General features: G+C 50.2%; 22 protein-coding genes. 7 read left to right on the top strand and 15 right to left on the bottom strand.

What is annotated here, in order from left to right; translation table 11 throughout:
- Nucleotides 1-161: 161 nt before the first annotated feature.
- Complete coding sequence (ppdK, locus tag BLU97_RS11985) at nucleotides 162-2882, top strand: pyruvate, phosphate dikinase (protein WP_074761767.1); 2721 nt, start codon at nucleotides 162-164, stop codon at nucleotides 2880-2882.
- A 122-nt stretch (nucleotides 2883-3004) separates the two neighbouring features.
- On the opposite strand, the gene BLU97_RS16260 is transcribed toward ppdK, so the two are convergent.
- From BLU97_RS16260 to BLU97_RS11960, 5 genes are read right to left on the bottom strand one after another with little or no spacing between them, the layout of a single operon-like run.
- Nucleotides 3005-3280 (bottom strand): hypothetical protein, encoded by a 276-nt coding sequence (locus BLU97_RS16260; protein WP_074761844.1) that lies wholly within the window; start codon nucleotides 3278-3280, stop codon nucleotides 3005-3007.
- 5 nt (nucleotides 3281-3285) lie between these two features.
- Nucleotides 3286-3549: a GlsB/YeaQ/YmgE family stress response membrane protein gene (locus BLU97_RS11975; RefSeq protein WP_074761766.1), complete on the bottom strand. Its 264-nt coding sequence runs from the start codon at nucleotides 3547-3549 to the stop codon at nucleotides 3286-3288.
- 49 nt (nucleotides 3550-3598) lie between these two features.
- Complete coding sequence (locus BLU97_RS11970) at nucleotides 3599-3877, bottom strand: DUF1294 domain-containing protein (protein WP_074761765.1); 279 nt, start codon at nucleotides 3875-3877, stop codon at nucleotides 3599-3601.
- A gap of 27 nt (nucleotides 3878-3904) precedes the next feature.
- A complete protein-coding gene (locus tag BLU97_RS11965) occupies nucleotides 3905-4474 on the bottom strand; it encodes a sugar O-acetyltransferase (protein ID WP_074761764.1) in 570 nt (189 codons plus the stop codon).
- A gap of 12 nt (nucleotides 4475-4486) precedes the next feature.
- Nucleotides 4487-4954 carry a PaaI family thioesterase gene (locus BLU97_RS11960; protein WP_041386730.1) on the bottom strand — a complete coding sequence of 156 codons (468 nt, stop codon included), beginning with the start codon at nucleotides 4952-4954 and terminating at the stop codon, nucleotides 4487-4489.
- Between the two features lie 323 nt (nucleotides 4955-5277).
- Here BLU97_RS11960 and BLU97_RS11955 point away from each other — a divergent pair, with 323 nt between their 5' ends.
- Complete coding sequence (locus BLU97_RS11955; RefSeq protein WP_074761763.1) at nucleotides 5278-6465, top strand: ATP-binding protein; 1188 nt, start codon at nucleotides 5278-5280, stop codon at nucleotides 6463-6465.
- A gap of 39 nt (nucleotides 6466-6504) precedes the next feature.
- Here the strand turns inward: BLU97_RS11955 and BLU97_RS16150 are convergent, their stop codons facing one another.
- Both BLU97_RS16150 and BLU97_RS11940 read right to left on the bottom strand, forming a co-directional pair.
- Entirely contained in the window at nucleotides 6505-7476 is a 972-nt protein-coding gene (locus BLU97_RS16150; protein ID WP_217631762.1) for a GNAT family N-acetyltransferase, read from the bottom strand.
- Nucleotides 7477-7501: 25 nt separating this feature from the next.
- A complete protein-coding gene (locus BLU97_RS11940; RefSeq protein ID WP_074761762.1) occupies nucleotides 7502-7915 on the bottom strand; it encodes a secondary thiamine-phosphate synthase enzyme YjbQ in 414 nt (137 codons plus the stop codon).
- Nucleotides 7916-7997: 82 nt separating this feature from the next.
- Between BLU97_RS11940 and BLU97_RS11935 the strand changes: the two genes are divergently transcribed.
- Together BLU97_RS11935 and BLU97_RS11930 are read left to right on the top strand one after the other, a co-directional pair.
- Nucleotides 7998-8408, top strand: a complete 411-nt coding sequence (locus BLU97_RS11935; protein ID WP_074761761.1) for a hypothetical protein — start codon at nucleotides 7998-8000, stop codon at nucleotides 8406-8408.
- A 28-nt stretch (nucleotides 8409-8436) separates the two neighbouring features.
- Entirely contained in the window at nucleotides 8437-8730 is a 294-nt protein-coding gene (locus tag BLU97_RS11930) for a hypothetical protein (RefSeq protein ID WP_074761760.1), read from the top strand.
- 14 nt (nucleotides 8731-8744) lie between these two features.
- On the opposite strand, the gene BLU97_RS11925 is transcribed toward BLU97_RS11930, so the two are convergent.
- On the bottom strand, nucleotides 8745-9047 hold the full coding sequence (locus BLU97_RS11925; protein ID WP_013063220.1) for a nitrous oxide-stimulated promoter family protein: 303 nt from the start codon (nucleotides 9045-9047) through the stop codon (nucleotides 8745-8747).
- 118 nt (nucleotides 9048-9165) lie between these two features.
- Between BLU97_RS11925 and BLU97_RS11920 the strand changes: the two genes are divergently transcribed.
- Together BLU97_RS11920 and BLU97_RS11915 are read left to right on the top strand one after the other, a co-directional pair.
- On the top strand, nucleotides 9166-9540 hold the full coding sequence (locus tag BLU97_RS11920) for a thioesterase family protein (protein WP_074761759.1): 375 nt from the start codon (nucleotides 9166-9168) through the stop codon (nucleotides 9538-9540).
- Nucleotides 9541-9561: 21 nt separating this feature from the next.
- A complete protein-coding gene (locus BLU97_RS11915; RefSeq protein WP_074761758.1) occupies nucleotides 9562-10713 on the top strand; it encodes a GDSL-type esterase/lipase family protein in 1152 nt (383 codons plus the stop codon).
- Nucleotides 10714-10903: 190 nt separating this feature from the next.
- Here BLU97_RS11915 and hisC read toward each other — a convergent pair whose 3' ends face one another.
- Genes hisC through hisG form a run of 3 tightly spaced genes read right to left on the bottom strand, consistent with a single transcriptional unit; the run spans nucleotide 10904 to nucleotide 14100 of the window.
- Nucleotides 10904-11953, bottom strand: a complete 1050-nt coding sequence (gene hisC / locus BLU97_RS11910; RefSeq protein WP_074761757.1) for a histidinol-phosphate transaminase — start codon at nucleotides 11951-11953, stop codon at nucleotides 10904-10906.
- A gap of 12 nt (nucleotides 11954-11965) precedes the next feature.
- The gene (hisD, locus tag BLU97_RS11905; protein ID WP_074761756.1) at nucleotides 11966-13252 is read right to left on the bottom strand and encodes a histidinol dehydrogenase; all 1287 of its coding nucleotides are present in this window, start codon (nucleotides 13250-13252) and stop codon (nucleotides 11966-11968) included.
- Nucleotides 13249-14100 carry an ATP phosphoribosyltransferase gene (gene hisG, locus BLU97_RS11900; protein WP_028907956.1) on the bottom strand — a complete coding sequence of 284 codons (852 nt, stop codon included), beginning with the start codon at nucleotides 14098-14100 and terminating at the stop codon, nucleotides 13249-13251. Before hisG ends, hisD begins: the two co-directional genes overlap by 4 nt.
- A 202-nt stretch (nucleotides 14101-14302) precedes the next feature.
- Between hisG and BLU97_RS11895 the strand changes: the two genes are divergently transcribed.
- Nucleotides 14303-15352: a transglycosylase SLT domain-containing protein gene (locus BLU97_RS11895; RefSeq protein ID WP_317039903.1), complete on the top strand. Its 1050-nt coding sequence runs from the start codon at nucleotides 14303-14305 to the stop codon at nucleotides 15350-15352.
- Nucleotides 15353-15438: 86 nt separating this feature from the next.
- On the opposite strand, the gene rpiB is transcribed toward BLU97_RS11895, so the two are convergent.
- From rpiB to BLU97_RS11875, 4 genes are all read right to left on the bottom strand, one after another.
- Nucleotides 15439-15882, bottom strand: a complete 444-nt coding sequence (gene rpiB / locus BLU97_RS11890) for a ribose 5-phosphate isomerase B (RefSeq protein WP_028907954.1) — start codon at nucleotides 15880-15882, stop codon at nucleotides 15439-15441.
- Between the two features lie 99 nt (nucleotides 15883-15981).
- Nucleotides 15982-17994: a transketolase family protein gene (locus BLU97_RS11885; protein WP_139209018.1), complete on the bottom strand. Its 2013-nt coding sequence runs from the start codon at nucleotides 17992-17994 to the stop codon at nucleotides 15982-15984.
- A gap of 120 nt (nucleotides 17995-18114) precedes the next feature.
- Nucleotides 18115-20577, bottom strand: a complete 2463-nt coding sequence (locus tag BLU97_RS11880) for a glycoside hydrolase family 2 protein (RefSeq protein WP_074761753.1) — start codon at nucleotides 20575-20577, stop codon at nucleotides 18115-18117.
- 10 nt (nucleotides 20578-20587) lie between these two features.
- On the bottom strand, nucleotides 20588-21412 hold the full coding sequence (locus BLU97_RS11875) for an ROK family protein (protein WP_074761752.1): 825 nt from the start codon (nucleotides 21410-21412) through the stop codon (nucleotides 20588-20590).
- Nucleotides 21413-21483 lie beyond the last annotated feature (71 nt).

Below are 21483 nucleotides of genomic sequence, written 5' to 3'. Positions count from 1 at the left end.
GAAAAACCAAATTTATTCATGCGTTATAGGCTAAAAAAACAAAAATGTAAGGTGGAGTTTGCAATTTTTGCCATTTTTTCTTGTGTATGTGATGGAATTTTAATATCTTTGCAGAATCTAATCAAAAATAATTTATCATCAACAAATAATAAATATTACGTATGAGTCAGAAAAGAGTTTACCTCTTCGGTAATGGAAAGGCCGAAGGAAACGCAAAGATGCGTGAGGAGCTTGGCGGTAAGGGTGCTAACCTTGCTGAAATGAACCACATTGGTGTGCCTGTTCCTCCAGGTTTCACAATCACCACAGATTGTTGTAATGAGTACTATCAGGTTGGTCAGCAGAAGATTATGGAATTGCTGAACGATGACGTGATGGCTGCCGTGAAGCACATTGAAAATTTGATGAACTGTAAGTTCGGCGATGCCCAGAATCCTCTGTTGGTATCTGTTCGTTCTGGTGCCCGCGCCTCAATGCCTGGTATGATGGACACCATCCTGAACCTTGGTTTGAACGACGAGGTTGCCGAGGGTATGGCTAAGAAGACAAATAATCCTCACTTCGTGTACGACTCTTATCGTCGTTTCGTACAGATGTACGGCGATGTTGTACTCGAGATGAAGCCCGTAAATAAAACTGATATCGATCCATTCGAGGAGATTATCGAGAAGGTTAAGAAGGAGAGCGGTGTTGTTCTGGATAAGGACCTCTCTGTTGAGGACCTGAAGAAGCTGGTTCAGCTGTTCAAGGCTGCCATCAAGGAGCGCACAGGTAAGGACTTCCCCAACGATCCTATCGAGCAGCTTTGGGGTGCTATCTGCGCTGTGTTCCGTTCATGGATGAACGAGCGCGCTATCCTGTATCGTAAGATGGAGGGAATCCCCGACGAGTGGGGTACAGCCGTATCAGTAATGGCCATGGTATTCGGTAACATGGGCGACACATCAGCTACTGGTGTATGCTTCAGCCGCGATGCTGCTAACGGTGAAAACCTGTTCAACGGTGAGTATCTGGTTAACGCTCAGGGTGAGGACGTGGTTGCCGGTATCCGCACACCACAGCAGATTACCAAGATTGGTTCTCAGCGCTGGGCTGAGCGCGCTGGTATCTCTGAGGAGGAGCGCGTAGCCAAGTATCCTTCGATGGAGGAGGCTATGCCTGAGATCTATGCTGAGCTGAATGGTATCCAGGACAAGCTGGAGCACCACTATCACGATATGCAGGATATGGAGTTCACCGTACAGGAGGGCAAGCTCTGGTTCCTGCAGACACGTAATGGTAAGCGTACTGGTGCTGCTATGGTTAAGATTGCTATCGACCTGCTTCACGAGGGTATGATTGACGAGAAGACTGCCATCCAGCGCTGCGAGCCTCAGAAGCTCGACGAGCTGTTGCACCCCGTATTCGATAAGAAGGCTCTGGCTGCCGCTAAGGTAATTGCTCAGGGTCTGCCCGCTTCGCCAGGTGCTGCTTGCGGTCAGATTGTATTCCACGCTGACGACGCTAAGGAGTGGCACGAGAATGGACATAAGGTAGTACTCGTACGTATCGAGACCTCACCTGAGGATCTGGCTGGTATGGCTGCTGCCGAGGGTATCCTGACCGCTCGTGGTGGTATGACCTCTCACGCTGCCGTTGTGGCTCGTGGTATGGGTAAGTGCTGCGTATCGGGTGTAGGTGCTCTGAATGTAAGCTATAAGGATAAGACTGTTGAGATCGACGGTGTAACATATAAGGAGGGCGACTTCATCTCTCTGAACGGTACAACTGGTCAGGTATATGCTGGCGAGGTTCCAACAAAGGCTGCCGAGCTCTCTGGCGACTTCAAGGAGCTGATGGACCTCTGCGACAAGTACACCAAGCTGCAGGTTCGTACCAATGCTGATACTCCACACGATGCACAGGTAGCTCGCGCTTTCGGTGCTAAGGGTATCGGTCTTACACGTACTGAGCACATGTTCTTCGAGGACCAGAAGATTGTTGCTATGCGTGAGATGATTCTGGCCGACAGCGTTGCCGGACGTGAGAAGGCTCTTGCTAAGCTGCTGCCTTATCAGAAGGCCGACTTCAAGGGTATCCTCGAGGCTATGGACGGTCTGCCAGTTAACATCCGTCTGCTCGATCCCCCTCTCCACGAGTTCGTTCCCCACGATCTGGCTGGTCAGCAGACCATGGCTAAGGAGATGGGCGTAAGCTTGGAGGAAATCCAGCGCCGTGTTGACTCACTTGCTGAGAACAACCCAATGCTGGGTCACCGTGGTTGCCGTCTGGGTATCACATTCCCTGAGATTACCGCTATGCAGACCAAGGCTATCCTCTCTGCAGCTTGTGAGCTGAAGAAGGAGGGTAAGAACCCAATGCCTGAGATCATGGTTCCTCTGATTGGTACTATCAACGAGCTCAAGCAGCAGAAGGAGGTTATCCAGTATGCCGCTAAGGAGGTATTTGCTGAGTATGGTATCGAGGTTGAGTTCGAGATTGGTACAATGATTGAGATTCCACGTGCTGCCCTGACAGCTGATCTGATCGCTTCAGAGGCTCAGTACTTCTCATTCGGTACTAACGACCTGACTCAGATGACCTTCGGTTACAGCCGCGACGATATCGCATCGTTCCTGCCTGTATACCTCGACAAGAAGATCCTGAAGGTTGACCCATTCCAGGTACTCGACCAGGAGGGTGTAGGCCGTCTCATCAAGTTCGCCGTTAAGGAGGGTCGTGAGGTTCGTCCTGACCTGCGTTGCGGTATCTGTGGTGAGCATGGTGGTGAGCCCAGCTCAGTTAAGTTCTGCGCTAAGATTGGCATGAACTACGCTAGCTGCTCTCCATTCCGCGTGCCCATCGCCCGCCTCGCCGCCGCTCAGGCCGCTGTTGAAGAGTAATCTGATTATTCTTAATACTAAATATTTTGGGTGTAACTTCCGCAGAGGGGGTACACCCAATTTTATTATGCACTGAGTAAAATTCTAGATATCATTCATCGTCTGATAGACTTTATTGTCCATCAGACGTTTTCTTTGTAGCAGTCTCTTTTCGTCTTTATCCATTGATGCTGTAACAGATTGCAAATCGGGTCATCTTTGATAATCTTTGGTGCGGACTTACCTGCCAGTATTAGCACTTTCTTTCCATTGCGATAAATATGTAACTGGCGAGAACGGACTACGGCAGTCAGTTCTGAATCATCCTGCATGGCTATCCATAGAGAATGATATTGGCCATCCTCTTCGAATAGCTTTCGCTGTAGATGCGAACACATATTTGTTGTGTCGATGGTTATCATACTCAATCAAACAGTTTCTTCCAAATCCACAAAAATGTTACGGCACCAACAACGCAGAATACGAAATTGGTGAGATAGCCTTTACCAAGTAATTCTATGTTCAGTAGGTGGCTGATGAATGTTCCTACATAACTGCCAACGATGCCTATGACGAAGTTCATGCAACATCCTTTGCCCTCACCGCTCATAATGCGGTTGGCAATGTAGCCGATGAAAATACCTGTGAGTATTGGCCAAGCGGTAAAATCTGCAATATGTTCTAACATAACGTTCTATTTAATTCTATTTTTTGTTATTCTATTTCCAACCTTGGTTTTACGGGATCTGTAAGCCGGATGATGTCAGAGCGATGAGTGCTATTTGAGCCAATAGTATCAACGGAAGTCCATACTTGAACTTTTTGTGCATGGTTTTATGATGCCATGTTTTCATGCCAAGCCAGGCGCCGACGCTACCTCCGATAATGGCCAACAATAGCAACGTTGCCTCAGGAATGCGCCACTTGCCCTTCATGGCTTTGACTTTGTCAATACCATAAACAATGAAGGTCACAATGTTTATTGCTATCAGATAATATAACAACGTTTCTGCCATTGCCTTTTCTTTTGATTTTCACAATAGTCATAGAGCAGATTCCAACTTCTTTATGACTTTGCAGGGATTGCCCACTGCAATGGAATTCGAGGGAATATCTTTTGCCACTACGCTTCCTGCGCCGATGGTTACGTTATCGCCAATGGTTACACCTGGTAGTATGGTGACACTGCCGCCAATCCATACGTTATTGCCGATGCTTACAGGTTCTGCCCATTCTCTGCGACTGTTGCGTTCCACAGGATCGGTACTGTGACAGGCTGTGTATATGCTTACATTCGGCCCTATAAAACAGTCGTCGCCAATGGTGACTGGTGCTTCGTCAAGTACAGTGAAGTTGAAGTTTGCAAAGAATCGTTTGCCCACACTAATCTGCTTGCCGTAATCGCAGTAGAAGGGCTGGTTAATTAATATATCATCGTCGGCGATGTGTCCCAATAAACCTCTCAGAATCTCCCTTGCTTTTTGTTGCTCCGACGGGCGCAGCAGATTATAGTCGTGAATTATTTCCTTCACTTCCGTCAGTTCTTCAATCAGTTGTGGGTCAACAGCGGAATACATCTCGCCTATCAACATCTTTTCTTTCTCAGTCTTCATAAATACTCATATTTATTCTTCAACATCACAATGCATGAATCCCATTTCTTTGGCCTTTTCTTCGTTCATAAGAAAGTAGATAGCCTCGCCCTCGTTGCAGAGTTCACCTTTCGAGTTCGTTATTTCTGCGCTGATATAGGCAAGATTACGAACCTGCTTCGTAACCTTTGCCCTGATAGTCAGTTCGGGCTCAGTCGTAGGAACCGCCTTGCGGAACTTTACATTCAGCTGAACGGTATAGCCGCTTGTCTGTAACTTGCGAGTGACTACCCAACCGCACACTTCATCGATCAAAGTACTCAGAATACCACCGTGCATGGTATCTACCCAGCCCTGATAATTGTGCTCAGGATGCCAGGTGCTCACGATATAGTCACCATCCTCGTAGAACTCCATGTGGAGCCCAATAGGATTGTCTGGACTGCAACCGAAACAGTTATACCCCTCATGGTTACGCCAAGGGTTTATTATTTTCTTCATCATAATTTCAAAAAACATATTAATTATCACTGCAAAGGTACTGATTTATAATTGATTATTTGTACATTTGCATCCATCTTTACAATACTTTATGATTTATCAATATGGCAGATAATTGTGAGAAGTGCAAATTGAGGGCATATTAGCACTCGCTGCAGTTGAAGAGTAATAATATGAGTGATAAAGGTGGTAAGTACCCCACCTAAAAAGGTGGTATGAAGGTAAAACTGTTTTTTTTTTCGAAAATGTTTGGTGGTTCTATTCATTATTTATATCTTTGCACTGAGTAAAAATACTCACTCCACTGAGTAAAATTTTTAATTATGTATAAAAGAGCTGAATATCAGGTAATTACAAGTAGGCTGAAAGAGCCGAGAAAGTTCATTCAGGTTGTAATGGGGCCACGTCAGGTGGGTAAATCTACAGTTGTTAAGCAGGTGCTTCAAGACTTGGATTTGCCTTATCAGCAGTTCTCTGCCGATAATGTGCCTGCCTCAAATACTGCTTGGGTATCTAACTGTTGGGCTGCTGTTAGAAGTCTGAAAGAGAGCAAAGGCCTTGATAGTATCATTCTTGTTATCGATGAAATTCAGAAGATATCAAATTGGAGTGAGGTTGTAAAGAAGGAGTGGGATGATGATACCTTGCACGATCGCAACATTAAGGTGCTGCTGCTCGGTAGTAGTCGTGTACTTTTAGAAAAAGGACTTTCTGAGTCGTTAGGCGGGCGTTTCGAAGAAATACGAATGACTCATTGGAGTTATCCAGAAATGAAAGAGTGTTTTGGCTTTACACTCGACCAGTATCTTTTCTTCGGAGGTTATCCTGGTGCTGCAGGCCTGATAAATGAGTCTGACCGTTGGGAGCAGTATATACAGTCGGCAATCATTGATGCTACAATCAACAAGGATATTCTGATGAATACACCTATCAGTAAGCCTGCTCTTCTTCGTCAGACTTTCGAACTTGGTGCTTCTTACTCTGGTGAACTCCTGTCTCTCAATAAGATGCTTGGTTCATTGCAAGACGCAGGAAATACCGTTACGTTGGCTGGTTATATCAATCTGCTTGATGAGAGTGGTTTGCTTTGCGGACTTCAGAAGTATAGTAACGATACAGCCCGACGTCGAGCCAGTATCCCTAAATTTCAGGTTTATAACAATGCCCTGAAGATGGTGTATAATCCTCATACGTTCGATCAGGCTATTATGGATCGAAAAGAGTGGGGGCGTATCTTTGAGTCGGGTATTGGCGCTTGGATAGTCAGTCAGGCCTTTGTTCATCGTATTGAAGTGTTCTATTGGCGTGAACTTGCCGACGAGGTTGATTTCATTCTTCGTAAGAAGGGGACGGTCGTTGCCATCGAGGTGAAGAGTAATGCAGAAAAGAATTCGAAAGGACTTAATGAGTTTAGAGATAAGTTCAAACCAAAATCGGCATTTATCGTGGGTGATGGTGGTATAAGCGCTGAAGAGTTCCTCTCAATGGATATAAGGACTCTTTTCAAATAATAGTTTCATATTAGTTATATGAAGCAGTCTTCATAAATACTAATTTTTTAATTCTTCTCCCTCTTTATCATACTGCTTGCGTTTACCAACAGGAGGTTCTGTCAAGGTTATGCGTACCACGGCTGTACGTTCTAGGCTGCGGGCAATGGCTTCATCAAAAGCATCCATGTGGTGAGGAAGGAATCGCTGGCAGATGGCTCGCAGACCAGCAATTTTCTCTTCGCGGTCAGTCACTATCTCTGCTTTTCCAACTGCTGTTGCTGACTTGAATTGTAGCGTAAAACATCCATCTTTCGGACCAACAGTGGGGGCACATTTTGTAACAGTCGACAGGAATACCGTCGGGTTATGTGCTATGCAGTCCAATTTGTCGCCCTCCAAGGCACAATGGAAATAAAATGTTTTCTCATCAGTCCGTGCCAACGAAAGTGGTAATCCGTATGGACTTCCATCAGGACGCGTCATGCTTACTGTAACGTATGGAGCCTTATCAAATACCTCCAATGCGAATGTGGCATCCATTTGCCGACTAGCTTTTCTCATATATCTTCTTTTAAATGGTGACTTCCACGTCATTTTAATGTGAGGGATGCCGTCGAGTATGAAGGTGTCGGACGACTGCTTGAAACCTACGCCTTCATAGAATCCTTTGGCATATTCCTGTGCCTCTATGTCGATAAGTGTTGCGCCGAAATGCTTTACAGCTGCTTCAATGGCGTGGAGCATGATTTGCTTGCCATAGCTTTTACCACGCTCAGTGGTGATGACTCTGCCAATGGATATCTCCTTCATGTGAGTACCGGCGGGGCATACACGAGCCAAAGCTACAACCTTGTCGGCTACTGTCAGCCACAAGTGAATGGATGCCTGATCATCTCCGTCCAAATCCTGATAAACGCAGTTCTGTTCAACCACGAATACCTCGCTACGCACTCTAAGTAGTTCGTACAACTCGTCTGTGGTTAGTTCCTGGAACGTTTTCTTATGCAGTTCTGCTTCTACTTGTTTCATTGCATTATCTTATTCATTTAGCAATTCACTCTCCGATAATTGTTACTACCAACTCTCTTGCACCACCGTAATTTCTGTACTCGCAGAAGTAGATGCCCTGCCAGGTACCGAGGTTCAAGCGACCATCGGTGATGGGGATGGTGATGCTGACGCCGCTCAGTGTCGACTTAGCGTGGGCAGGCATATCATCGGCACCCTCCAACGTATGCTCGTACTCAGGACGATTCTCTGGAACCAAACGATTGAAGATGGTTTCCATATCCATGCGAACATCTGGATCACAATTCTCATTGATGCTCAGTCCGCAGCTGGTATGCTTGGTAAAGATGTTCACAATGCCCGTCTTTGGCAATTTGGGCAGCTGACTTACTATCTCGCTCGTTACCAAGTGGAATCCACGACGTTTGGGATTCAGAGTTATTTCGATTTGCTGTACCATTTCCTTTCTTAAAGTATTGTAAACTTGGTTGCAAAAGTACGAAAAAAAGTGGAGAAAAATGTATCTTTGCAATGAAATCAGTATGTTTTGTAATATAAAGATGAAGTACATTGCTTTAACATTCGTGTTTTTTTCCTTGTTTTTATGCTCATGCCATAATAACCAGGCAGGCGCACCGCTGCCCTCTGATGCGCAAACAGAAGATACACAGAGAACAATTACGAAAGAAACGGCTTTCGAGGGTGTGAACAACTATTGCCATAAGGAATATGACTGGAGTGCAGCAAAGGATAATCCCGACATCATGTATCTGCAGATGGGCGAAGAGACTGACTCCGCATATGAAGTGGTATTCCGCAGTTATACCGGCGCATTTGTACATTTCTATGTAGATAAGGCAAGTGGCGTCATCAAAATGATTGAGAAAGTGCCAACCCTTAATGTTGAGGAGGAAGCCGGAACCATCAACTTATTTGATTACCTTAAGAAATAGTTCGTCTAGCAATTTTTGCCATGAAATTATGGCTTGGAAACTGAAATATCGCTGTAAGCAATGCGGCTACGAGGCCGAGGTGTACGAGGGGCGCGGACTCTTCCGTCAGGAAATTACGGCCGTATCATGCCCCGACTGCCACACTATCCAGAACCTGGTGGTGGGTGGCATCATAGCCGATGTGGCTCCGTCGTACCGCAGTGAGGTGGGGCGCCTGTGCCTGCAATGCGGCAGTGATAAAATCAGGGTGTGGAATAAGCACACCTGCCCCAAGTGTAATGGTGAAATGGAACCGACTGGCGAAAAAGAGTTCTGGACGTAGTCGGTTCCATTTTATTATCTTTTCAACATATAATAAGTGTGTATGATAGCTGCTTTGGGTGCGTATATCATCATTCTGGGGCCCGTCCAGCGCATCACCTTACGTATGGCTTCGCGCTCCTGTGGGGCGTAGCAGTGAATGGGGCATCGCTTGCACACCGTTTTCTTTTCGCCGAATCGGCAGTGGTCCAGTCGTTGGCACGCATAGTCGGCCAGATGCTGGTATTCTTCTGTCATTGTTTCCTGATGCAGATGATGGCGACAATACAGCTCAATCATCTTTCTTACGGTCTGCTTTTCTCTTTCAATTTTACTCATGTTTGTAGTTTCCTTCTAAGTCTAATTCACAATTCTTATTAAAATGGACTGCAAAGATACACTATTCTAATGTAATTTTACTACTTTTGCACCAAAGATTAACAAAAGTTTAGTAGTCATGTTACAAGTAGGATTAAAACATACAAGTACTCTGGTGGTAACCGACGATGTTACCGCCGTAAAGATAGGTTCGGGCGATATGGCTGTGCTGGCCACCCCCGCTATGATGGCGTTGATGGAGAATGCGGCCATGCTGGCTGTGGCCGATGAGCTGCCCGAGGGCTGTACTACCGTTGGCGGACATATTGCCTCGTCGCACCTCAAACCCTCGAAGGTGGGCGATACTGTTACCGCTACCGCCGAAGTGGTGAAGGTAGATGGCAAGAAGATAGAGTTTAAGGTTTCGGCCTATTCGGGTGATGTGCTGATAGGCGAGGGGAGTCATCTGCGATTCGTAGTGGATCGCGAGCGTTTTTTGTCGAAACTTGGTTAAGTGATTACAAATCATACTGATATGAATAATACCGATTTAAAGTGGGTGGCCTGCTGGGGTAATGCCACCTCGATTACCGACCGTCGCGAGGCCGTTTATGCCAAGAATCTCACCTTGCGTTATCCTGTTCGCATGCCGTTTGCCGGTAGCGCCTTGCGTTTCCGTTTCTCCAATCTCACAGGCACCGAACCCGTAACACTCACCAAGGTGTTTGTAGGTCACACCCCCATTACCTTTGGTGGTGCCATCAGCGTTACCCTGCAGCCTGGTAACGAGGTTGAGAGCGATGCCATCAGCTATGCCGTTCATCGTGGCGATACCATCGATGTAAGCATGTATCTGGCCGATTACACCCAGATGAATAGCGGCACACTTATCACCGGTCCGCTGTCGAAAGGATTCTATGCCTATGGCGATTTTGCCGAGGCCGACGAGCTGCCTCTCGACCTTACCCGCCATACCAACTGGTTCTATTTCCTCAACACCATCGATGTACTTACATCGCCCGATAACCACGCCGTAGTGTGCTATGGCGACTCTATCACCGCCCAGTCGTGGCCCGACTATCTGGCCCAGCTCGCCTTTGGCACCAACGTGGCCATCATCCGCCGTGCCGTTAGCGGTACCCGCATTCTGCGCCAGTATGATTGCATTACCTATCAGGCCTACGGTTTGAAAGGTGCCACCCGTTTCCCCATCGAGATGCGTGTGGCCGGTGCCACCGATGTAATTATCCAGCACGGCATCAACGATATCATCCACCCTGTGGGCGAGGATGTGAACCCCTTCCGCCCCTGGAGCGACCTGCCTACCGTCGAGGAGATGCAGCGCGGCGTAGAGGATATCTACGTAAAGCCCGCCAAGGCCATGGGCCTCAAGGTGTGGAGTGGTACCCTGCTGCCCATCTATGGCTGGCGTACCTATAACGAGAAGCGCGACGCCATGCGACAGGAGTTTAATGAGTGGTTACGCACCTCGCCCGTGTTCGATGGCTGTATCGATTTCGATGCCGCCGTGCGCTGTGCCACCAATCCCAAGGCCTTTGCCGATGGTTTTGATAGTGGCGACCACCTGCACCCCAGCGAGCGTGCCTACGAGGCCATGGCCCAGGCTGCCGCCCACAAGCTCATCCGCCACATCCCATCTAACTACGATCACGAAGAGCAGTACTGATCACTCCTTACCGGCGAGAATCTTGAACATATAGCGGCGGTTGTAGAACTGTGGGTGCTGCACTTCGCCGTGCGCCCATTCAGCAATCGCCGCAAGGTTGCGTTTATCCAAGCGTAATGCAAATAAAAAACACCCTGCTTCAATTTGTTGAGGCGGGGTGTTTTGCTATTTAGAGGGCCGCGGCCTGATACTAGTACTGACGCAGGGCGGCAATCAACTCGCTGTTTTCGGTCTTGGTGCCGATGGTGATGCGCAGGCAGTTCTGGCAGAGCTGCACGCGGTTGCGGTTGCGAACGATGATGCCCTGATCCACCAGATAGTTGTAGATACCGGTGGCATCGGTCATCTTGGCCAGGAAGAAGTTGGCATCCGTAGGATAAATCTTCTCGCAGATAGGGAGTATGCTGAATGCCTGCATCACGCGGCCGCGCTCCTCCTTCAGAATCTTTACCCAACCATCTACTTCGAATGGGTCCTGCAATGCCTTGAGTGCCTGCTGCTGGGTGAGCAGGTTGACATTGTAGGGATACTTCACCTTATTAAAAATGTCGATGATGCCTTCTGATGCGAAAGCCATGCCCAAACGGATAGCGGCACAGCCCCATGCCTTCGACATGGTGTTGAGCACAATCAGGTTGGGACGAGACCATTGACCATTAACCATTGACCATTGACGGAATGACGTCTGCGATGAGAAATCGCTGTAGGCTTCGTCGACAATCACCAAACCGTCGAAATTCTCTATTACCTTTATCACCTCTTCGCGCACCAGGCAGTTGCCGGTGGGGTTGTTTGGGGTGCACAGCCAGATAATCTTGGTATGGGCATCGGTGGCTGCCAACAGTGCGTCGGCAGTTACCTGGAAATGCTCGTCGAGCAATACGGTGCGATACTCTACGTTGTTGATATCGGCGCACACCTTGTACATGCCATAGGTGGGCTCGATGGCCACCACGTTATCCACGCCTGGCTCGCAGAAACAGCGATAGGGCAGGTCGATGGCCTCGTCGCTACCGTTGCCCAGGAAGATGCACTGGGCAGGCACGCCTTTTACTTTGGCGATGGCCTCCTTGAGCTCCAGCTGCAAGGGGTCGGGGTAGCGGTTATAAGGCGCGTTGTATGGATTCTCGTTGGCATCGAGAAATACGCGTGCCTCTCTACCGGCATACTCATTGCGAGCACTGCTGTAAGGCGCCAGGTTCCATATATTCTTTCTTGTTAATTCTTGAAGCGATTTCATAATTGTCAATTATCAATTATCAACTGAGCGCATGCGTACGCGCATCGCGTTAGCGTGTGCCTCCAGCTGTTCGGCTTCGGCCATGAGTTCTACGGCGCGACCGATGCTGCGGATACCATCCTCGGTAAGATGCTGGAAGGTAATCTTACGGCAGTAGCTATCCAGGTTTACACCGCTGTAGGCAGTGGCATAACCATGGGTGGGCAGGGTGTGATTGGTGCCGCTGGCATAGTCGCCTGCGCTCTCACAGGCATACTCGCCCAGGAACACGCTACCTGCATTTACTACCTTATTGGCCACCTTGGCATAATCCTTTACCTGCAGAATGAGGTGCTCGGGGGCGTAGGCATTCGAGAGGTCGATGGCCTCCTGCATGCTGCCTACCAGTACCAGGCGGCTGTTGTCGAGTGCCTTGGCTGCCATCTCCTTACGGGGCAGCAGATCCAGCTGACGGTTGACCTCGGCCTGTACGTCGAGAATCACCTGCTCGGAGGTGGTGATAAGGAATACCTGCGAGTCGATACCATGCTCGGCCTGCGACAGCAAGTCGGCAGCTACAAACTCGATGTTGGCATGCTTATCGGCGATGACGCACACCTCGGAAGGACCTGCGGGCATGTCGATAGCCACGTCGTGCAGGCTAACCTGCTGCTTGGCGGCCATCACATACTGGTTGCCGGGACCGAAGATTTTATATACCTTGGGCACACTCTGGGTACCATAGGCCATAGCGCCGATGGCCTGTACGCCACCTGCCTTGAATATCTTGCTAACACCTGCAATGCGGGCGGCCACCAGAATGGCGGGGTTTACCTTACCATCGCGACCTGGAGGGGTGCAGAGCACAATCTCCTCGCAGCCTGCTATCTTGGCAGGTGTGGCCAGCATCAGTACGGTAGAGAAGAGTGGGGCGGTGCCGCCAGGAATGTACAAACCAACCTTCTGGATGGCTACACTCTTCTGCCAGCAAACCACGCCGGGCTGTGTCTCGATTTTCTTGCCCTTGAACTGCTGCGACTCGTGGAAGGTCTTGATATTGTAGTGAGCTACCTGAATGGCTGCTTTCAACTCAGGGCTTACCAGCGCTTCCGCTTCGTTCATCTCGGCTTCGGATACAGCCAGTGTGGGCAGATCAACATGGTCGAACTTCAGCTCGTAGCCCTTTACGGCATCATCGCCGCGCTTCTTGACGTCGGCCAATACCGATGCTACGGTGTCGTTGAGCTGCGAAACATCCAAGTGCGGACGCTCTACAATCTTTGCCCACTCGTTACGTTGTGGATTACGAATTATGATCATAATATCATTTTTTCGATGGGGGTAACCAGGATGCCCTGGGCGCCCATTTCCTTCAGTTTGCCAATAATCTCCCAGAACTGCTTCTGGTCGAGTACGGTGTGAACCGAGCACCACTCGTCGTCGGCCAGAGGGATGATGGTGGGGCTCTTCAGGCCTGGCAGCACGTTGATAATCTCCTGCAGGCGGGCCTTGGGGGCGTTCATACGTACATACTTCTTGTCCTCGGCATCCTTTACGGCCTTAAAGCGGAACAGCATCTGCTCGAGGATGGCTTTCTTCTCGTCGCTCATCTGCTTGTTGCCAATCAGCAGAGCCTCACTCTGCATTACAATCTCAACTTCGCGCAGATTATTGCTCACCAGGGTAGAGCCTGATGATACGATATCAAAGATAGCATCGGCCAGACCAATGCCCGGGCTGATTTCTACGCTACCTGTGATGACATGGATTTCGGCATGGATATGATGCTGCTCAAGGAAATGTCGAAGGATTCCGGGGTAGCTGGTGGCAATCTTCTTGCCGTTGAACCACTCTACTCCCTTGTAGTCGATCTCTTTGGGAATGGCCAGCGAGAGGCGGCATTTTGAGAAGCCGAGACGTGAGATGATATCAGCATCTTCGCCACGCTCAACAAACTCGTTTTCGCCCACTACACCGATGTCAGCCACTCCACTGGCTACACTCTGTGGGATGTCATCATCGCGGAGGTAAAGAACCTCCAGCGGAAAGTTGGACGACTGCACCAGCAAGGTGCGTTTTGAGGCACTAACCTTGATGTCAGCCTCTGACAACAGGTTCATGGTGTCCTCGAACAGACGTCCTTTTGATTGTACTGCAATTCTTAACATATCGTTAAATCTAAAAAATATCGGGTGCAAAATTACAACTTTTTCGCGAAATAAGTGTCATTACTGACCAAAAAGTAGTACCTTTGCACCGTTTTTACTAACAAAATGGTGCAGATTGATGCAAAAATGGTATAAATATGTCGGTTTTGGGGCGGTTTTGCTATCGCTGGCGTCGTGTTTCGAAAAGAAGCACGAACCCATTGTGGCACCCTGGGGCGTGATAGATGATACCGTTTCGGTATCCGACGAGTTCGACCTGCACGATATCCAGACCAGTGGCGAGTTGATTATGGCCACGGTGAGCGGACCGCATACCTATTACGAGTATCACGGTAAGAGTCTGGGCACGCAGTTCCTGATTTGTCAGCGATTCGCTGATTCGCTGGGTGTGCGCCTGCGTGTAGAAGTGTGCCGCGACAGTATGGAGTTGGTAAAACGTTTTGCTGATGGCGAGGTGGACATTGTGGCATGGCCCACACCGGGACATATCAGTGCCGATACGGCTAAGAACGATCTGGCTAAGGAGCTGCAGGGCTGGTATCGCCCAGAGTTGATAGCTGCTGTGCAGAAGGAGGAGAACGACCTGCTGACGGTGCGCAAGGTGCATCGCCGCATCTTCTCGCCCATGCTGGATGCTAAGGGCGGCATTATCTCGCATTACGACGGCTATTTCATGACGTATGCCCGCGACATACGCTGGGACTGGCGACTGCTGGCTGCCCAGTGTTATCAGGAGTCGACCTTCGACCCGCGTGCCGTATCGTTTGTGGGGGCTAAGGGACTGATGCAGATTATGCCTGGCACAGCCGACCATCTGGGAGTGCCACGCAGTCAGTTGTACGAGCCCGAAGCTAACATACGTGCTGCGGTGAAATATATCGGACAGCTGCAGAACACGTTCTCGGATGTGCGCGACCAGTACGAGCGAACCAATTTTGTGCTGGCCAGCTATAACGGTGGTGCGCATCATATCCGCGATGCGATGAACCTGGCTAAGCGCGACGGCAGGAATCCGCACCGCTGGAGCGAGGTGGCACCTTATGTGCTGAAGCTGAGTCAGCCGCGTTATTATAACGACCCGATTGTAAAATATGGTTACATGCGTGGTTCGGAGACGGTGGATTACGTGCAGCGTATCCGTCAGCGCCATGCGGGCTATCAGGGTGTGAAAACGCCTCACATGGGATTCCACGGCACGGGTACACCGCGCAAAGCTGAACAGCGAAAAAGCAAATACGATATTAAAAATTAGGCACGAATTACACGAATTACACGAATTTTGCTAGCAATGAGTAAAATAATTCGTGTTAATTCGCGAAATTCGTGCCAAAATAAAAACTATTTCTGTACGGGAATCTTGTCCACGCGCTTCTGGTGGCGGCCACCTTCGAAGCTGGCGGTGAAGAACTCGTCCATAATCTTGCGAGCCATGTTGTTGTCGATGAAACGGCCTGGCATTACCAGTACGTTGGCATCGTTGTGCTGACGGATGAGATGTGCAATCTCAGGAATCCAGCACAGACCGGCGCGCACCTGCTGGTGCTTGTTCAGGGTGATTGAGATACCCTCGCCACTGCCACAGATGGCAATACCGGGATAAACCTCGCCACTCTCGATACCCTCGGCCAGTGCGTGTCCGAAATCGGGATAATCTACACTCGCATCACTCCATGTACCATAGTCCTTAACGGGGTAACCCTTCTCCTCCAGATACTGGAGTACAAACTGCTTTAAAGCGAAGCCTGCGTGATCGCAAGCAACTCCAACTGTCTTTACTTCCATAGTCGTTATATTTTAAGAGGCACGGATTACGCAGATTAACACGGATTAATTATATTCGTGAGAAAATCCGTGAAATCCGTGTAATCCGTGCCAAATTATTTATCCAAGAAGGGCTTTAACCTGCTTGTACACATTCTCACCGGTGAAGCCGAGCTTCTCGTCGAGCACCTTGTAAGGAGCAGAGAAACCGAAGCTCTCCAGACCCCATACGGTACCGTCGGCACCTACCAGACCCTCGAGGTTTACGGGCAGACCAGCGGTGAGACCGAACTTCTTAACACCTGCGGGCAGTACGCTCTGCTGATACTCCTTGCTCTGGCTGCGGAACAGACCCTCAGAAGGAACGCTAACCACGCGAACCTTAACGCCGTCCTCGCGGAGCAGTTTAGCACCAGCCTCGAGAGTAGAAACCTCAGAACCTGAAGCCAGCAGGATAACATCGAAGTTCTCGTCTGAACCAGCTACAACGTAAGCACCCTTGGTAGCCTGGTTGTAGTCGTTGCCCTCGGGCAGCATGTCGATATTCTGACGAGAGAAGATCAGGGCTGTAGGAGTATCAACATTCTCCATAGCCATGCGCCAGCAAACGGTGGTCTCCTCGGCATCGGCAGGACGAACTACCAATACAGAGTTCTTACCGTGGTGGTTCTTCAGCTTCTCCATCAGGCGGATCTGTGCCTCCTGCTCAACAGGCTCGTGGGTAGGACCATCCTCACCTACACGGAAGGCATCATGAGTCCAGATGAACTTAACAGGCAGCTCCATGAGGGCAGCCATACGTACGGCGGGCTTCATGTAATCAGAGAATACAAAGAAGGTACCGCAAGCGGGGATAACACCACCGTGCAGAGCCATACCAATGCAGCAGCAAGCCATAGTGAGCTCGGCTACACCAGCCTCGAAGAAGGCACCGCTGAAGTCGCCACGAACCAGGTCGTGAGTCTTCTTCAGGAAGCCGTCGGTCTTATCTGAGTTAGAAAGGTCGGCCGAAGCACAAATCATGTTGGGAACCTGCTCAGCCAGAGCTGACAGAACAGTAGCGCTGGCACCACGTGTAGCAGCACCTGCCTTCTGCTCAACCTTGCTCCAGTCGATAACAGGAGCCTTGCCGCTGAACCACTCCTCGAGCTGCTTGGCCTGCTCGGGGTGACCCTTTGCCCACTCAGCCTTCTCGGCATAGCGCTCAGCTACAATCTTCTTCAGCTCCTCGGCACGCTTTGCGTACATCTCCTGAACCTCGGGGAAGATCTGGAATGGGTTCTCGGGATCGGCACCCAGGTTCTTCATGGTGTTGATGTAAGCATCGCCACCGAGAGGAGCACCGTGAGTAGCGCAGTTGCTCTCGTATGAGCTGTTGTCAGCCTTACGGGCACCCTTACCCATTACACAGTGACCGATGATGAGTGATGGGCGATCCTTCTCGGCCTGAGCCTTCTTGATGGCCTCGCGAATCTGGTCAACATCGTTACCGTTGATCTTCTGTACAAACCAGCCCCATGCCTCGTACTTCTTGGCAGTATCCTCGCAGGTAACCACCTCGGTCTTGGTAGAGAGCTGAATATCGTTAGCGTCGTAGAACATGATGAGGTTGTCGAGTCCCAGGTTACCAGCGATACGACCAGCACCCTGTGAAATCTCCTCCTGTACACCACCGTCAGAGATGTAGGCGTAGATAGTCTGGTTCATCACGTTGCCCAGACGAGCCTTCAGGAACTTAGCGGCGATGGCTGCACCTACTGCGAAACAGTGACCCTGACCGAGAGGACCAGAGGTGTTCTCGATGCCGCGCTCAATCTCGCGCTCGGGGTGACCTGGAGTTACTGAGCCCCACTGGCGCAGGTTCTTCAAATCCTCGAGTGTGTACTTGCCGATCAAGGCGAGCTGGCTGTACAGCATTGGAGCCATGTGACCAGGATCGAGGAAGAAACGGTCGCGACCCTCCCATGCGGGATTCTCGGGGTCGTAAACCAGGAACTCACTGTAAAGGGTGTTGATGAAATCAGCACCACCCATAGCACCGCCGGGGTGTCCCGACTTAGCCTTCTCAACCATCGAAGCAGCAAGGATACGGATATTATCCGCTGCCATGTTCATAACTTTGTTGTCGTTCATAATGAATAATTAATTGAAAAACGTTAATTTTGGGGGCAAAGATACAAAATTATTCCGAAACTAATCACGGTTTCGGAATAATTATTTGGTTTAGAGCAAAAAATTATTGTAATTTTACACTTATTGCTTGGAAACTTCTATCTTAACCTTAGTTTTGTCAGTCAAGTAAGGTATGCGACAGGTAACGGTGCGTGTTTCGCCTGGGGCCAGAGTCAGGTAGTTGTCGCTCCAGTAGGCTGGGCAAATCAGCTCGCCCTGGTTCTTGGCTGTTAAGCGAATCATAAATGCCACCTTGTCGGTAGGATTGCTTACTTTTACCTGGTAGCCATCGTTGGTGGGAGTGGTGGTAAGCTCCACATCGGTGGTACACAGGCTGTCGAGCATGGCATACGAGGCGTACTTAGTGATGGGGGTGTGTACCCAGGTGGTCTTGCTCCAGTCGTACGTATCCTTCTCGCTTACAATAAAATACTCGTTGGTGATGTCGTCGCCCAGCTTCAGCAGCAGGAAGGCGGCTGGGGCCTGGGCCATATCGATATCAAACACCTTGGTTACCATGCCAGGGGCTATCTCAATCTCCTGGCTGTCGTCGGTGCTCTTGTCGCCTCTCAGCAGTTGCATGCGGGCTGTGGCCTTGGCGGGGTGCAGCGTCTCGTTAACGGCATACACGGCTTTGGTGTAGTAGTCGTAAATCAGCTGCACGGGGGCGTTGGCTTTCTTTACACCGTAGTAGGCGGCGTTGGGCTGCTTGTAGTAGTCGTAAAGCTGCCAGTAAATGCCTGGGCGTGAGCCGTTCAGCATCCACTGGATGATGCCTGTGGTGTGGGGCAATCTTACTCGGAAACTCTCGAACATAGCCTTGGTGCTCTCGTAGTTCAGCATGTCGGCGCGGCGCAGGTATTCGTCGATATCCTTGGCTTCGTTAAAGCGGTTGCGAATCACCTCGTTCAGCTGTTTCAGCGAGTTCATGTCGCTGGCCGATGCGGTACACAGAATATTCCAGCGCTGGTCGATGGGGAAGAGGTCGGGGCCTAACATCTTCTGGAGCGACTCTTTCACAGGTAGCTGGGCGCCGATACCTGTTTCGGTGTTGAATCCGAATGCGCCTCCTGGAGCATCTGGCAGATACCAGTAGCTGGGACCCACATACTCGTACGGACCAGCCATCTTGGTTCCCGACGGACCTGAAATCTCGCTCGTCTGGTCCTTGGCCGATATCAGGTATTGGCGATCGTCCTCGGTGCTCAGGAACTGCTGATACTTTTTCTCCAGTTCGGGCTTGGGCAGCATGTCGCTACCTACAAACCAACCGATGATGGATGGGTGGTAGCGCAGCCACATCACCTGGTCTTCGAACGAACGGGCTATCAGGTCGATATTCTCTGGGCTCAGTATGCCGCCGTACAACTCGTCGCAGGGTGAACCGAGGTAGTCTTCCCACTCCCAGTGGCAGCTCCAGCCCACCAGGATAAAGAGTCCCAGCTCGTCGCACAGGTCGTACAGGTTTTGCGAGGTGCCCCAAAAACCTTCTAGGCGCACGGTGTTCATATTCATGTCGCGCACATATTCCAGTTGCTGGCGATTGCTCTCGGGTGTGTCGCGCAGGTAGATATCGTCGGTCCAACCGGCACCACGCAGCAGCACGGGCTTCCCATTCAGCGAAAAGGCGCGGTAACCCTCGTCGGTGAGGTAGCTTTTTATCTCGCGAATACCAAATCGCACATCCTCAAAATCCGAAATTTTGTGGTCCTCGGCAAACTCAATGTGCAAATCACACAGTTCGGGCTTGCCCATGTTGTGGCACCACCACAATTTTGGGTTTTTGATATGTATCTCGGTAGGACTCACAAAGCGTTTCTTCTCGCCAGGAGCCAGACTTACGCGGTAGTTGAACTTCTGTCCGTCGGCAGTACCCTGCACGGTGCCTTCGACGGGCTTGTCCGACAGGTTACGTAGTTCGGTGGCGATGGTGAGCCAGGCCTCGTTCAGCGTTTCGGTGTTTACGCGAGAACGTACGGCTGAGTGCGACAGGGCCACATTGCCGCAGGTTTTTATGCGCACCTCGCGGTAGATACCCATGTTTTCGTCGGCAGGGCGCGGATTCCAGTCGGCAAAACCTATGTTGGGTTCGCCGGGCTGTGCACGGAACACCTCAACCTCCAGCTTGTTCTGTTTGGCAACCTCGTTGGTTACATCAAATTCAAACTGTCGGAACGGGCCGTACATCTCCTTGCTGTTGGCTATCTGCTTGCCGTTCAACCATACGTTGGCGCGGTAGCTGATACCATCGAAGTTCAGCACCGCATGTTCGCCCTCGTTGAGTGGTTGCAGATCGAAAGTGGTGCGGTACTTCCAGCTTTTATCAAACTGTGTTTTGTTAATTCTGGCATAGTCGTCGGCTGTCAGCGCTTCGGGTTCTATGCCGTTGGCAGTCAGCGTACCCATCAGGGTGCCAGGTACTTGGGCTGGTATCCAACCATCGGGTGTTTCTACCTCCCAGTTCATATCCAATGTCTTATGCTCGGTACATGCAGCAGCCAGTACTGCCAGCATCCCCGCCGCCAAAATAGTTTTAAATTTCATATTTTAATGTTTAATGTAAGATGGAGGCTCCCAGCATGGCAGCATTCGCTAAGGTTGATGGCTCGATGCGTGTGGCAGCTACGTTCTCGGGATAGGGGAAGGTGCTCAGTTGCTGGCGCATGGGCGCTTCGTAAAGTGCGAATGCGTTGGCTATGCCGCCACCGATGATGATGGCTTCGGGGGCATAGGTAAACAGCACCGCCTTCATCAGGTTACCCACGTGCGTGCCAAACTCCTGCCACACAGCCTGTGCCTCTTTGTCGCCAGCCAAAGCCAGCTTGGCAAAGTTGGCTCCCGTGTCGCCATGCAGCTTGCTGAAGAACCGGCTACTGCAATAAAACTCGTAGTCGGCATCCAGGTAAGGCAGCGAACCAATCTCGCCAGCCCCCGTGTTCACACCGTTATACAGCTTGCCATCGATAATGATACCTGCGCCAATGCCGGTACCTATCGTCAGGCCCACCATATTCTGCGTGCCCTTGCCCTCGCCATAGCGCCAGGCACCTAAGGCAAAGCAGTTGGCATCGTTGTTCACGGCTACGGGCACACCAAACTCGCTTTCGAGAATCTCCTTCAGGTGTACCTCCTGCCACGAGGGGATATTAGCCACATTATATACGATGCCCTGCTGACAGTCTACCACCGAGGGCACGCCCACACCAATGCCCGTTACCTCGGGGCGCATCAGTTGGGCTATCTGGCGCTTCAGTTGGGCAAGCACCACCTCCTCGGGCTCCTGTGCGGGGCAGGGCTCTATCACGGTATCAACCACCGTGGCACCATCGGTCAGTCCAACACGCATGTTGGTACCACCTAAGTCAATTGCTATCTTCATTCTTCATAAACTGTTTTGAATAGTTGATTTGCGGCGCAAATATACATTATTTTTCTTTATGGTGTTGCTTT

The sequence above is a fragment of the Xylanibacter ruminicola genome (genome assembly GCF_900107775.1).
Classification (GTDB): Bacteria; Bacteroidota; Bacteroidia; order Bacteroidales; family Bacteroidaceae; genus Prevotella; species Prevotella ruminicola_C.
This window is presented reverse-complemented; position numbering and strand designations above follow the sequence as displayed.